Below are 13,195 nucleotides of genomic sequence, written 5' to 3'. Positions count from 1 at the left end.
ACCTGAGGGGAGTGTCCAGTGACGTTCGGTGAGCAGCCCGCCTATCTGCGTGTGGCGAGCGATCTCCGGGAGAAGATCGCCAACGGCTCGCTGCCGCCGCACACCCGCCTCCCCTCGCAGGCCCGCATCCGCGAGGAGTACGGGGTCTCGGACACGGTGGCGCTGGAGGCCCGCAAGGTCCTGATGGCCGAGGGGCTCGTCGAGGGCCGCTCGGGCTCGGGGACGTATGTACGGGAGAGGCCGGTGCCGCGCCGGATCGCGCGCTCCGGATACCGCCCGCCGACCGGGGCCAACCCCTTCCGGCAGGAGCAGGCGGCCGACGGGGCGCGGGGCACCTGGGAGTCCAGCAGCGAGCAGGAACCGGCCAGCGCCGTCGTGGCCTCCCGGCTCGGCATCGAGCCGGGGGAGCGGGTGATGCGCACGCGGTACGTCTACCGGGACGCGGGTGAGCCGATGATGCTCTCCACCTCCTGGGAGCCGCTCTCGGTCACCGGCCGCACGCCGGTGATGCTCCCCGAGGAGGGGCCGCTGGGCGGCTGCGGGGTCGTCGAGCGGATGGCGGCCATCGATGTCGTCGTCGACAACGTGGTGGAGGAGGTCGGCGCCCGCCCCGGCCTCGCGGAAGAGCTCCTGGCGCTCGGGGGCGTACCCGGCCATGTGGTGATGGTGGTCGAGCGGACGTACTACGCCTCGGGGAGGGCGGTGGAGACCGCCGACGTGGTCGTCCCCGCCGACCGCTACCGCATCGCCTATCACCTGCCGGTGCGGTGACCGCTGGGCGCTACGGGTACGCCCGAGCCGTGTGATCCGGGGGTCATGGTGCGCCCACGCCCGACACCCTGAGGCGATCCCGGACTGCGGTGCACCGCCCTGCCCCCGTGCGACGTGACGGCGTCTCAGGTCCGCGAGGCCTGCCCGACGGCGAAGGGACGTCCGGGCATCGCCGACCCCGTCCTGGTGTCGGTCCCGGCCGCGCCCAAGGCCGCCTCCGGGGCCCGCCCTTCGGCCTCCCTCCGTCGTTTCCCAGCCGGATCCGTACCTCTTTGTGAAAATCCGTATCCGCTGTGTAAAGGTCAGGCGTAAGCTCCGGCATATGCGCATCGCGGTTTCCTGGAGATCGTTGGAGATGCCCGTACCGGCGGAGGGAGAAGCCTGATGACCGACAGTGGCCCTGTCCTGCCCTGGCTGGTCATACGGCAGGACGACAACGGCAACCGCTATCGGGTCGGGCGGTACGCGACAAAGGACGAGGCCCAGAAGGTCGCCGACAGTCTCGACGACCGCGGACACAAGCAGCTCTACTGGGTGGAGCGCATCGGCCAGCCCGCGCTCTGACCCGCGCGGGTTACGCTCCGGTCCATGACAGATCGCAGCGCTGACCACGTCGTCGTGGTCGCCGGAGCCGTGTACGACCGGGGGCGCCTGCTGGCCGCGCGCCGCAGCGCCCCCGCCGAGCTCGCGGGCCGCTGGGAGCTGCCCGGCGGCAAGCTGGAGCCGGGCGAGAGCGCCGAGGGAGCCCTGGTCCGGGAGTTGCGTGAGGAACTCGGCGTGGAGACCGAGCCGCTGGAGCGGATCCCCGGCGAGTGGCCCCTCAAGCCCGGCTATGTCCTCCAGGTGTGGACCGCCCGACTGCTCTCCGGCGAGCCGCGCCCGCTGCAGGACCACGACGAACTGCGCTGGCTGTCCCGGCACGAGCTGGACTCCGTCGACTGGCTCGACCAGGACCGGCCCGCCGTGGCCGAGGCCGGCCTGCGACTGCCGGCCGTCCCGGTGGACGGAGTGCGCGGCTGAAGGCGTACGCCGTTCGTGCCACCGTGCGCCCCTCCTTCCCTCCCAGCGATATCCCGCCCTGAATATCGGGTATGTCCTGATTAACCCCACGAAATAGGACGCGGGCCTATCTGCTGGTGCTCGGCTGGGAAGTGATCGGGCGTGATCGACACCGAAGGCGACTGCGCCGAGTGGAACTTCCCGGCGGAGGCCAATGCCGTACGCACGGCACGTCACGTGGTGCGCGACACTCTCCGGGAGTGGAAGATCGACGCCGCCGTGGGGGACGTCACCGTTCTGCTGGTGAGCGAGCTGGTGACCAATTCCCTGCGCTATGCCTCCGGCCCGATCGGGGTCCGGCTGGTCCACCTCCAGCCCGAGGGGGGCGACACCGCCCACCGCCCCGCCCTGCTCGTGGAGATCTCCGATCCGCTTCCGGATCCGCCCACCGAACGCGCCGCCGGACCCGATGACGAGGGGGGCCGCGGACTCCAGCTGGTGGCTTGTTCCGCACGCCGCTGGGGAACGCGCAAAGGCAGAACGGGCAAGACGGTGTGGTTCGAGCTGGCCCTCCCTGGTGAGTAAAGGAAGGTAAGGACGATCACCACGGGCTCGGCTTGAAATGAACGAGACCACCCTGTGATCGTGAACGTCGTGCCGTCGGGGGCCGTAGTGCTGAATACTGCGGGCATGGCCGGTCCGGTGCGGTGAGCTGGAGGGGACGGTCGCGTGAGCGAGATACCTGAGTCGGCGAGCGGCGTCGTGTGGCAGAGCAGCCCGCCCGGCTCGATCTATGACTACATCCGTGTCGCCTCCTTCTCGATAGGGCCCGACGGGCTCGTCGACCAGTGGAGCCGACGGGCCGTCGACCTCTTCGGTGTGCCCGCCCAGGAGGCGATGGGCAAGGACCCGGTCGAGGCCTTCATGCCTCCCGACCTGCGCGAGCGTGGCCGCCGCCAGGTCGCGGAGATCCTCGACGGCAAGGAATGGACGGGCCTCGTCCCCTTCAGCATCCCGGGCCAGACCCGGCGCGAGGGGATCGCCGAGATGTACGTCATGCCGAGCGAGACACCGGCAGGCGAGCGGGCCGCGCTGTGCATCGTCGTGGACGTACGCGCCCTGCGGCGCATCGAGACCGACCTCGCCGCCTCGCAGGCCATTTTCGGCCAATCGCCCTTCGGGTTTCTCCTCTTCGGTACCGACCTCACCGTGCAGCGCGCCAACCAGCGCTTCGCCACCGTCTTCGGCGGCTCGGCCGACGACCACCGGGGCCGCACCGTCCACGACTACCTCGCGCGCCCCGAGGCCGAGCGGATGACCGCCGCCCTCCAGCGCGTCCTGGAGACCGGCGACGCCGTCACCGAGCTCCAGATCGTCGGCGCCCCGCCCGGCTCCCACGACCGGCGCCACTGGTCGATCAACCTCTACCGCGTGCACAGCGGCACCGGCCGGCCCATCGGCGTCGCCGGACTCGGCATCGACGTGACCCGCCGCCACAACGCCGCCCGCGAGGCCGCCAACGCCCGCCGCAACCTGGCACTGCTCAACGAGGCGGGCGCCCGCATCGGCAACTCCCTCGACCTGGAGGCCACCGCCCGCGAACTCCTCGACGTCGCCGTCCCCGGCTTCTGCGACCTCGCCTCCGTCGACCTCTACCAGGGCCTGCTCACCGGCGACGAGGCCCCGCCCGGACGCTGGGGGAGCTCCCACGACGTGGGCTACGGAGCGGGCAGCGCCGAACTCCGCCGGGTCGCCTTCGCGAGCGCCGTCTCCGACACCCCGCTCAGGAACCCGGGCACCCCCACGGTCCCCGGCTCCGACGACAGCTGTTGCGGCACCGGCCCCACCGGCACCGGCCCCGTCGAGGTCGGGTCCGTCCACCGCTATCCCTTCAACTCCCCCTGCGCCGGAGCGCTGCGCACCGGACGCGTACGGACGGTGCCGGGCGCCGACGGCAGCCTCGTCCAGTCCACCCTCGTCGTCCCGATGGTCGCCCACGACACCGTCGTCGGCCTCGTCCAGTTCTCCCGCACCAAGGGCAGCGAGCCCTTCGGCGAGCGGGACCGGGCCCTCGCCGTCGAACTGGCCGCCCGCGCCGCGGTCTGCATCGACAACGCCCGCCTCTACCGCCGCGAGCACGAGCGGGCCCTCATCCTGCAGCGCAGCCTGCTCCCGCCCGGCGACCCCGAGGCGGCCGGCCTGGACATCGCCTGCCGCTATCTCCCCGGCACCACGGCCACCGAGGTCGGCGGCGACTGGTTCGACGTCATCGAACTCCCCGGCCACCGCACCGCGCTCGTCATCGGCGACGTCATGGGCCGCGGGCTGCGCGCCGCCGTCGCCATGGGCGAACTGCGCACCGCCGTCCGCACCCTCGCCCAGCTCGACCTCGAACCCGCCGAGGTCCTCTCCCACCTGGACGAGATCGCCCGCGGCCTCGGCGCCCCCGCGGGCGCCCAGCAGAGCGCCCGCGCCCACAAGGCCCGAGGACCGGAACTCTCCGAGGTCTACCTCGCCACCTGCGTCTACGCCGTCTACGACCCCGTCACCCGGCGCTGCACCTTCGCCAACGCCGGCCATCTGCCGCCGGTCCTCGTCGAACCCGGCGAACAGGCCCTCCTCCTCGACGTGCCGCCCGGGATGCCGCTCGGCGTCGGCGGCGAACCCTTCGAGGAGGTGGAGGTCGAGCTGCCCGAGGGCTCGCTGCTCGCCCTCTACACCGACGGACTGGTCGAGTCCCGCGACCACCCCCTCGACGAGGGACTGAGCGCGTTCCGCAGCGCGCTCACCGACCCCGCCCGCCCCCTGGAGGACGTCTGTGACCACGTCCTGACCACCCTCGACACCCAGCACGGCGAGGACGACATCGCCCTGCTCATGGCCCGCATCCAGGGGCTTCCCTGCGACGCGGTGGGGGACTGGCGGCTGCCGAGGGAACCCCGCTCGGTCGGCCGGGCCCGTGAACTGGCCCGCGCCCAGCTCACCGCCTGGGACCTCGAACCGCTGGTGGACACGGTCGAACTGCTCGTCAGCGAACTGGTCACCAACGCCCTGCGCTACGGCGAGGGTGAGATACGGCTGCGGCTGCTGCGCGACCGCACCCTGGTCTGCGAGGTCTGGGACGCCGGACTGGTCCAGCCCAGGCGCCGCCGGGCCCGGGACACCGACGAGGGCGGACGCGGACTGCAGTTGGTCGGGCTCCTCAGCGCCGCCTGGGGCTCGCGCCGCACCCCCCGCGGCAAGACCGTCTGGTTCGAACTGCCCCTGCCGGACGGCGACGGCAGCACCGAACCGACCGTGGAACAGCTGCTGAGCATGTTCTGACCACCGCCGCACCACCCCGCGGGCCCGGCCGAGCACCGTCGCAGCCCGGGCCCGCGGGGAGGGCCGCGGGGCGCCTACCCCTTGAGCGCCGCGAGCCGGGCCTCGACCTCCGCGCTGTCGCCGAGGGCGTCCAACTGCTCGAACTGGGCGTCCAGCGAGGAGGCCGCCAGCTCCTGCTTGCCCATCGCCCTCGCCTCCTCGCGCCGCACCTTGTCCTCGAACCGGCTCAGCTCGCTCGTCGGGTCCAGGACGTCGATGTTCTTCACCGCGTCCATCATCTGGTTCTGCGCCTGCGCGGACTTGGCCCGCGCCACCAGCTCGTCGCGCTTCGCCTTCAGCTCGCCCAGCTTGGTCCTCATCTGGTCCAGGCCGCTCTTGAGCTTCTCCACGACCTCCGTCTGCGAGGCGATCGTCGGTTCCGCCGCCTTCGCCTCCTTCTCCGACTGGAGCTGGCGCCCCAGCGCCACCTTCGCCAGGTTGTCGAACCGGTCCGCGTCCGCCGTCTGCCCACCGGCCCGCAAGCCGTCCGCCTTCCGGCTCGCGGCCAGGGCCTTGACACCCCACTCCTCGGCCGCGTCCACGTCCTCCCGGTGGTCCTGCTCCATCAGCCGCAGATTGCCGATGGTCGTCGCCACCGCCTGCTCCGCCTCCGCGATGTTGTTCGTGTAGTCGCGGATCAGCTGGTCGAGCATCTTCTGCGGGTCCTCTGCCTGGTCCAGCAGGGCGTTGATGTTGGCCCTCGCCAGCTGGGCGACACGGCCGAGGACGGTCTGCTTGGTCATGCTTCTTCTCCTTGAACGCGAAGGGCCTGTCAGGGTCAGAAACGGCCGCCGCCGCCCAGCCGGCCGCGGGTCCCCCCGCCGCCGAAACTGCCGGGTCCGCCGCCCCCGCCGAACCCGCCGCCCCCGAATCCGCCACCGCCGCCGAAACCCCCACCGAACCCCCCGCCATGGCCGCCTCCCCTTCCGCCGCCGAACAGTCCGCCGAGGATGATGCCGCCGAGCACCGCACCGCCGAGCCCGCCGCCACCTCCTCCTCCCACCCCTGTTACACCGCCCATGCCGTTCGGGTTCCCATACGTCCGTACGTCCTGCTCGGCGAGGTCCTGCGCCCGCCGGGCCAGCGCGTCCGCCTGCCGGGCCTCGGCCAGCGCCCCCTGCGGGTCCTCGGCGGCGGCGAGCGCTTCCGCCTCCTCCAGCCGGCGCCGGCCCTCGGCCAGGCGGGTACGGGCCTCGCTGCCGACGGCCCCGCGATGCGTCGTGATGTAGTCGGTTGCCGCGCCGATCGCCGAACGGGCCGTCAGCATCGCCTGGTCGAGGAGCGCACGCGCTCGCCGCGTGCCCGACTCGCGCTCCCGTGCGCCCTCCAGGGCCTCGTCGAGCGCGCCGTCCGCCTCCTCGACCCGGCGCAGCGCGTCGATCGGGTCGTAGCGGCCCGCGTCCACGGTCCTGCGGACATCGGCCACGACGGCCTCCGCCCGGGCGATACGGCCCTGGAGATCGGCGGTGGGGACCCCCTCGGCCGTGCCCTGGAGCAGCCCGCGCGCATCGGCGAGGTCGGCCTCGGTCTCGCTGAGCGCGGTCGGCAGCCTGCCGACCGCCTCGGCGAGCTCCCGGGCCCGCCGGTCCACGGCCTCGCTGAGCCGGGCCGCCTGGTCGACGGCGCCCTCGGCGGCCCGGATGTGGACGGCCGCGGCGCCGTTGTCGCCCGCGTCGACGCTCTGCCGCGCCCGGTCGAGATGGGTCGTCGCGAAGACCAGCCGGTCCTTGGCCTGTTCCACGTCGCTCGCGACGGGTGACGCCGCGGACTCGGCGTACCGCCCCCGCATCGCGGCCAGCGTCGCCTCCGCCGTGCCGACCCGACCGGTCTGTTCGCGGAACGCGGCCTCGGCCGCGGTCAGCGCCTCCGGGGCATTGCGCTCAAGCGCCCGCAACCGGTCGAAGTCCTCCGCCTCCGCGTCCAGCCGCGCGTTCGCCGCGCCGCACCGCCTGACGATCTCGTCGAGCATCGAGCGGCGGGTGGCGTCGTCCTCAGGGAAGGCGTCGTCGAGCTGCTGCCGCAGCCGGAACGCGGCCGTCAGCTCCGCCTGCGCGAACCCGACCGCCTCCGTGAACGGCTTCACCGCCTCCTCGCCGAACTGGGCGGTCGCGAAGCCGAGTTCCTCCTGACTGGTACGGACGGCGTCGTCCGTGGTCACCAGCTCCTGCCGGGCCCGTCCGTCCAGCTCGCCCAGCGGGGGGAGCGCGGGCTCCTTCGGCGCGCCCCAGCCCTGTCCGCCACCCGGTGTGGTGCGGGTCTCGGTCCGCCGGCGCCGTCGGGTGTACGCGTACGCCGCCACGGCCCCCGCCCCGCCGACGAGGACGACCGGAAGGATGAAGTCCGTCGCCGAGCTTCCCCCGTCGCCCGCGCCGCCGGGGTCCGCGGCGCCGGGTGTGATCGTGGGAACGGGCACCGGCAGGCCGGCGAGGACGGCGTCGACGCCGTTCGCCGCCCCGATCGCGGCACCGGCCCAGTCGTTCTGCCGCAGCGCGGGCTCGATCGCGGTCCGGGCCACGTCGTCGAGCTGAGCCTGCGTGAACCGCGAGGCGGGATCGGCCGAATAGCCGTACTGACGGTCGTGGGTGGCCACCGCGAGCAGGACGTCGTTGGTGCCCAGACCGTTGCGCTCGGCCGTGGCGTCGGCCCAGCTCTGGCCCGATCGCCCGGAGAAGTCCCGTACGTAGACGACGAAGAGCTGGACCCGCCGGTCGTCGTAGAGCCGGTCCAGAGCCTGGGTGACCGCGCTGCGGCGGTCGCCCAGCGCACCCACCCTGTCCGTGACCTGCCCCTCGCGGGAGAGCACGACGGGGTCGTCGGCATGGGCGCTGTGAACGGCGGGCCCGGCCGGCCACCACGCCGCCACCAGCACCGCGAGAAGGACCCGGAGAGGGGCTCGGGTGGCTGTTCGCGTCACATGGGGAGGTTATGTCCCGATCTGTTCACTCGCGACCGGGCGGAACCCCTGTACAGGTCCCCGGCGTCACTGTCGGTGGCCGCCTCTACGGTGGGGATCACGACGACGGAGAACGTGGGGGCTCGGGTGAACGCACGCGTACGGGGCTGGTGGCGGCGGGGGCGGTGGGTCGCTCTCGGCCTCGTCCTTCTCCTGGTCGTGCCGCCGGCCGGCAGCGCCCTCGCCCTGCGGGTGAACTACGCGGGGGATCTCCGCGAAGGGACGAAGACCCGCGGGAAGGACGCCATCTGGCTCGGCCACGCCTGGGTGGACGGCCGGAAGAAGGACGCCGACCTCACCGCCTTCGCGGCCCGGATCAAGGGGACCGGGATACGCGACCTCTACGTCCACGCGGGCCCGCTGGAGCACGACGGAACGCTCCCCGCGACGCGCTACCCGCGCGCGAAGTGGCTGATCGAGACCGTGCACCGGACGATGCCGGGGATACGGGTGCACGCGTGGCTGGGAGACATCCTGGCCACCGAGGGCCCGGACGGACTGCGCCTGGAGAACGCCGCGTCCCGGGCGGCCGTCGTGGTCTCCGCCCGGCAGATCCTGGACGCCGGCTTCGACGGCGTCCACTTTGACCTGGAGCCCCTCCACTCGGACGACCGCCACTACCTCTCCCTCCTCGACGACCTGGGAGAGCTGACGAGGGCCCGCAGGGCGCCGCTCTCCGTCGCCGCCCACCAGATCGACCCGCTGCCGGGCGCGCACTCGGCCCTCGGCGCGGTGAGCGACAGCGAGAAGTGGTGGTCCCAGGAGTTCTTCGGGCAGGTCGCCCGCCGCGTGGACCAGATCGCCGTGATGTCGTACGACACCTGGATGCCGCTGGAGAGCCTGTATGGCGGCTATGTCGCCCAACAGACCAGCCTCGCCCTCGAAGTCACGCCCGAGTCCACCGACCTGTTGATGGGGCTGCCGTTCTTCCACGAGGACGACCTCGGCCACCACGAGTCGGCGGAGACGGTCGCGGCCGCCGTCCGCGGCACCCGGCTGGGCCTGGGCCGCACGGACCCCGCACGCGAACGCTTCGGCGTCGCGCTCTACGTCGACTTCGCCGCGAAGGAGGGGGACTGGCAGGCCTACCGCGAGGGCTGGCACTGACCGGCCGGCCCCGCCTGCACGCCGGTTCACACGCCCTGCCCGCGCGCCCGGTCTACACGCCGCGCCTACGCGCCCGGTTCACACGCCCCGCCTCCGGATCTTGTTCCCCAGCCACACCAGCGGGTCGTACTTCCGGTCCACGGCCCGCTCCTTCAGCGGGATCAGCGCGTTGTCGGTGATCTTGATGCCCTCCGGGCACACCTCCGTACAGCACTTCGTGATGTTGCAGTACCCGAGCCCGTGCTCCTCCTGCGCCGTCCGCTTCCGGTCGAGGCCCGCCTCCGCGGCCGCGTCCAGGGGGTGCATGTCCAGCTCCGCCACCCGCATCAGGAAACGCGGCCCGGCGAACGCCGTCTTGTTCTCCTCGTGGTCCCGCACCACATGACAGGTGTCCTGACACAGGAAGCACTCGATGCACTTGCGGAACTCCTGCGAGCGCTCCACGTCCCGCTGACCCATCCGGTACTCGCCCGGGGCGAGCCCCTCCGGCGGCACGAACGCCGGGACCTCCCGCGCCTTCGCGTAGTTGAAGGACACGTCCGTCACCAGATCGCGCACCACGGGAAAGGCCCGCAGCGGGGTCACGGTGATCGTCTCCGCCCGGTCGAAGACCGACATCCGGGTCATGCACAGCAGTCGCGGCCGCCCGTTGATCTCGGCCGAGCACGAACCGCACTTGCCCGCCTTGCAGTTCCAGCGCACCGCCAGATCCGGAGCCTGTGTGGCCTGCAACCGGTGGATGATGTCGAGGACGACCTCGCCGTCGTTCACCTCGACCGTGAAGTCCCTGAGTCCGCCGCCGTCCGTGTCGCCCCGCCACACCTTGAAGGCGGCCTGATAGCTGCTCACTCGTAGAGCTCCTCTTCGGCGAGGTATTTGACCAGCTCCTCCTTCTCGAAGAGGGCGAGCAGGTCCGGACGGATGGGGTCGGTACGCGTCCGTTCCAGGACGACACCGTCGTCCCCCGCGCGGCACAGCAGATTCACCGGACGCCAGGCCCGGTCCATCGAGGGACAGTCCTCACGGGTGTGTCCGCCCCGGCTCTCGGTGCGCTCCAGCGCCGCCAGCGCCACGCACTCGCTCACCAGCAGCATGTTCCGCAGGTCCAGTGCCAGGTGCCAGCCGGGATTGAACTGCCGGTGCCCCTCGACCCCGGCCCGCCGCGCCCGCCGGCGCAGCTCGGCGATCCGTTCCAGGGCCTCGGTCATCTCGCCCTCGCGCCGGATGATGCCGACGAGGTCGTGCATGGTCTGCTGCAGCTCCTGGTGGAGGGTGTACGGGTTCTCCACGGGGCCCTCGGCCACGGCCGCCTCACCCGCCCCGAAGGGGGCCAGCGCCTCGGCCGCCGCCGCGTCCACCGCGGCCGGGGAGACCGCCGGGCGCCCCGCCCCCGCCGCGTACTCGGCGGCGTGGAGCCCCGCCCGCCGCCCGAAGACCAACAGGTCGGAGAGCGAGTTGCCGCCGAGCCGGTTGGAGCCGTGCATGCCGCCCGCGACCTCACCGGCCGCGAAGAGCCCCGGCACGCCGACCGTCGCCGCCGTGTCCGAGTCGACCGCGACACCGCCCATCACGTAGTGGCAGGTCGGCCCGACCTCCATCGCCTCCGCCGTGATGTCCACGTCCGCCAGCTCCTTGAACTGGTGGTACATCGACGGAAGCCGCCGCTTGATCACCTCGGCCGGCATCCGTGTCGACACGTCGAGGAACACCCCGCCGTGCGGCGATCCCCGCCCCGCCTTCACCTCGGCGTTGATGGCCCGCGCCACCTCGTCGCGCGGCAGCAGCTCGGGCGGGCGCCGGTTGTTGTCCGGGTCCTCGTACCAGCGGTCGCCCTCCTCCTCCGTCTGCGCGTACTTGTCCTTGAAGACGTCGGGGACGTAGTCGAACATGAACCGCTTGCCCTCGGAGTTCCGCAGCACGCCGCCGTCGCCGCGTACGGACTCGGTGACCAGGATCCCCTTCACGGACGGCGGCCAGACCATGCCGGTCGGATGGAACTGGACGAACTCCATGTTCACCAGCGGCGCGCCCGCCAGCAGCGCCAGCGCGTGCCCGTCGCCGGTGTACTCCCACGAGTTCGACGTCACCTTGAAGGACTTGCCGATCCCGCCGGTCGCGAGGATGACCGCGGGGGCCTCCAGGACGAAGAAGCGCCCGGTCTCCCGCTCGTAGCAGAAGACCCCGCTCACCCGGCCCGCTTCGTCCTTCAGGACGCGCGTGACCGTGCACTCCTGGAAGACCTTCAGGCCGGAGTCGTACTCCCCGGTCTCGTGGAAGTCCTCCTGCTGCAGGGCGACGGTCTTCTGCTGGAGGGTGCGGATCAGCTCCAGGCCCGTCCGGTCGCCGACATGGGCGAGCCGCGGGTACTCGTGTCCACCGAAGTTGCGCTGGGAGATCCGGCCGTCGGCCGTACGGTCGAAGAGGGCGCCCCAGGTCTCCAGCTCCCACACCCGGTCCGGGGCCTCGCGCGCGTGCAGCTCCGCCATCCGCCACTGGTTGAGGAACTTCCCGCCGCGCATGGTGTCGCGGAAGTGGATCTGCCAGGTGTCGTGAGGATTGGCGTTGGCCATGGAGGCGGCGATGCCGCCCTCGGCCATCACCGTATGGGCCTTGCCGAAGAGGGACTTGCAGATCACGGCCGTACGGGCGCCCCGCTCGCGCGCCTCGATCGCGGCCCGCAGCCCCGCGCCGCCCGCGCCGACCACGACCACGTCCCACTGCTGCCGTTCGACCTGCGTCATGTCAGAAGATCCTCGGGTCGTCGAAGGTACCGGTGGCGAGCAGATACACGTACAGGTCGCAGAGCGCGACGCTGATCAACGAGGACCAGGCGAGGAGCATATGACGGGCGTTCAGCCGCCCGACGAGGCTCCACATCCGGTAGCGCACGGGATGGCGGGAGAAGTTCCGCAGCCGGCCGCCGACGATGTGCCGGCAGGAGTGGCAGGAGAGGGTGTACGCCCAGATCAGCACGATGTTGACGAGGAAGACGACCGTGCCGAGCCCCGCGTGGCCCCAGGCGTAGGAGGCGTCCCGGAACGCAAGCACCGTGTCGTAGGTGAGGATCGCGGCGACCGGGAGGGCGGCGTAGAAGAAGTAGCGGTGGAGGTTCTGCAGGATCAGCGGGAAGCGCGTCTCGCCGGTGTAGGCGGAGTGCGGTTCGGCGACCGCGCAGGCCGGGGGCGAGGCCCAGAAGCCGCGGTAGTACGCCTTGCGGTAGTAGTAACAGGTCAGCCGGAAGCCGAGCGGGAAGACCAGGATCAGCAGAGCGGGGGAGAGGCCCCACCAGCTGCCGAAGATCTCCCAGTTGGGCCCGTCCTTCATCGGGACGCAGTTCTCCGCCAGGCACGGCGAGTAGAACGGCGAGACGTAGGGCGCGGCGTAATAGTCGCTGTTGGCGAAGGCGCGCCAGGTGGAGTAGGCGATGAAGGCGAGCAGTCCGGCGGCGGTGGCGGCGGGAGCCAGCCACCAGCGGTCGGTCCGCAGATGGCGGGGGGCGATGGCCGCACGGGTGGGGGAGTGGACCCCGGAGGCGGACACCCCCCTTCCGGTGGAGGGTGGTTCGGTTCCTGTGGCCAACGAGGTCTCCTAGGGCGCGTGCCGGTCGCGTGCTCCCAGACCCTCGTCATCCGTGTCGGTCCACAGCCCGCTGTCGTAGGGCGTGTCGGGGATCGTCACGAGATTCTCGGGCCGGCTCGTGGTCGGCGACGAGGGGACGACGCCCCCTTCCGCCGTGATGCTGCGTTCCAGTTGTCCGACCGTGCGGACCAGGTCCTCGAGGCAGCGCTTGACGGCCGCCAGATCGTCCTGAAGGGACATCGATTGCCCTCACTTCCGCGATTGCGGGTGGCGAACACGCGCTGGGGGTCCCCCTCGGCCGAGCGAAGCCGACCTTGGGGGAGAGTGTTGCGCGTCACATCCCGCTTGTGAAGCCATGTGCACGGATTCCACCCGTCCGGGGCGCCCGCCGTCCGCCGGTTCGGCCGCATGGGTGGCGTTTCT

General features: G+C 72.0%; 12 protein-coding genes. 6 read left to right on the top strand and 6 right to left on the bottom strand.

Features of this window, described 5'->3' with window-relative positions; genetic code table 11:
* Positions 1-18: 18 nt before the first annotated feature.
* The 5 genes from J7E93_RS01675 (at position 19) to J7E93_RS01655 (ending at position 5,094) form a co-directional block, all read left to right on the top strand.
* On the top strand, positions 19-771 hold the full coding sequence (locus J7E93_RS01675; RefSeq protein ID WP_215065405.1) for a GntR family transcriptional regulator: 753 nt from the start codon (positions 19-21) through the stop codon (positions 769-771).
* Between the two features lie 384 nt (positions 772-1,155).
* Positions 1,156-1,335, top strand: coding sequence for an SPOR domain-containing protein (locus J7E93_RS01670; RefSeq protein ID WP_215065404.1), 180 nt, complete (start codon positions 1,156-1,158; stop codon positions 1,333-1,335).
* Between the two features lie 24 nt (positions 1,336-1,359).
* Complete coding sequence (locus J7E93_RS01665; RefSeq protein ID WP_215065403.1) at positions 1,360-1,791, top strand: (deoxy)nucleoside triphosphate pyrophosphohydrolase; 432 nt, start codon at positions 1,360-1,362, stop codon at positions 1,789-1,791.
* A 141-nt stretch (positions 1,792-1,932) separates the two neighbouring features.
* Positions 1,933-2,355, top strand: a complete 423-nt coding sequence (locus J7E93_RS01660) for an ATP-binding protein (protein ID WP_215065402.1) — start codon at positions 1,933-1,935, stop codon at positions 2,353-2,355.
* 144 nt (positions 2,356-2,499) lie between these two features.
* On the top strand, positions 2,500-5,094 hold the full coding sequence (locus J7E93_RS01655; RefSeq protein ID WP_215065401.1) for a SpoIIE family protein phosphatase: 2,595 nt from the start codon (positions 2,500-2,502) through the stop codon (positions 5,092-5,094).
* Between the two features lie 74 nt (positions 5,095-5,168).
* Here J7E93_RS01655 and J7E93_RS01650 read toward each other — a convergent pair whose 3' ends face one another.
* Together J7E93_RS01650 and J7E93_RS01645 are read right to left on the bottom strand one after the other, a co-directional pair.
* Positions 5,169-5,876: a PspA/IM30 family protein gene (locus J7E93_RS01650; protein ID WP_215065400.1), complete on the bottom strand. Its 708-nt coding sequence runs from the start codon at positions 5,874-5,876 to the stop codon at positions 5,169-5,171.
* Between the two features lie 35 nt (positions 5,877-5,911).
* Entirely contained in the window at positions 5,912-8,047 is a 2,136-nt protein-coding gene (locus J7E93_RS01645; protein WP_215065399.1) for a TPM domain-containing protein, read from the bottom strand.
* Between the two features lie 126 nt (positions 8,048-8,173).
* On the opposite strand from J7E93_RS01645, the gene J7E93_RS01640 reads away from it, so the two are divergent.
* Positions 8,174-9,193 (top strand): hypothetical protein, encoded by a 1,020-nt coding sequence (locus J7E93_RS01640; RefSeq protein WP_215065398.1) that lies wholly within the window; start codon positions 8,174-8,176, stop codon positions 9,191-9,193.
* 78 nt (positions 9,194-9,271) lie between these two features.
* Here the strand turns inward: J7E93_RS01640 and J7E93_RS01635 are convergent, their stop codons facing one another.
* Genes J7E93_RS01635 through J7E93_RS01620 form a run of 4 tightly spaced genes read right to left on the bottom strand, consistent with a single transcriptional unit; the run spans position 9,272 to position 13,012 of the window.
* Complete coding sequence (locus J7E93_RS01635) at positions 9,272-10,042, bottom strand: succinate dehydrogenase/fumarate reductase iron-sulfur subunit (protein WP_215065397.1); 771 nt, start codon at positions 10,040-10,042, stop codon at positions 9,272-9,274.
* Positions 10,039-11,934 (bottom strand): fumarate reductase/succinate dehydrogenase flavoprotein subunit, encoded by a 1,896-nt coding sequence (locus tag J7E93_RS01630; protein ID WP_215065396.1) that lies wholly within the window; start codon positions 11,932-11,934, stop codon positions 10,039-10,041. Before J7E93_RS01630 ends, J7E93_RS01635 begins: the two co-directional genes overlap by 4 nt.
* 1 nt (position 11,935) lies before the next feature.
* Positions 11,936-12,772 carry a hypothetical protein gene (locus tag J7E93_RS01625; RefSeq protein WP_215065395.1) on the bottom strand — a complete coding sequence of 279 codons (837 nt, stop codon included), beginning with the start codon at positions 12,770-12,772 and terminating at the stop codon, positions 11,936-11,938.
* 9 nt (positions 12,773-12,781) lie between these two features.
* On the bottom strand, positions 12,782-13,012 hold the full coding sequence (locus J7E93_RS01620; protein WP_215065394.1) for a hypothetical protein: 231 nt from the start codon (positions 13,010-13,012) through the stop codon (positions 12,782-12,784).
* Between the last annotated feature and the right edge of the window lie 183 nt (positions 13,013-13,195).

The sequence above is a fragment of the Streptomyces sp. ISL-36 genome, from assembly GCF_018614205.1.
Taxonomy (GTDB): domain Bacteria; phylum Actinomycetota; class Actinomycetes; order Streptomycetales; family Streptomycetaceae; genus Streptomyces.
This window is presented reverse-complemented; position numbering and strand designations above follow the sequence as displayed.

Bases quoted from the DNA above. Each gene is read 5' to 3' on its own strand.
- J7E93_RS01670 (WP_215065404.1), top strand. From the start codon at position 1,156: ATGACCGACAGTGGCCCTGTCCTGCCCTGGCTGGTCATACGGCAGGAC.
- J7E93_RS01665 (WP_215065403.1), top strand. From the start codon at position 1,360: ATGACAGATCGCAGCGCTGACCACGTCGTCGTGGTCGCCGGAGCCGTG.
- J7E93_RS01650 (WP_215065400.1), bottom strand. From the start codon at position 5,876: ATGACCAAGCAGACCGTCCTCGGCCGTGTCGCCCAGCTGGCGAGGGCC.
- J7E93_RS01630 (WP_215065396.1), bottom strand. From the start codon at position 11,934: ATGACGCAGGTCGAACGGCAGCAGTGGGACGTGGTCGTGGTCGGCGCG.
- J7E93_RS01620 (WP_215065394.1), bottom strand. From the start codon at position 13,012: ATGTCCCTTCAGGACGATCTGGCGGCCGTCAAGCGCTGCCTCGAGGAC.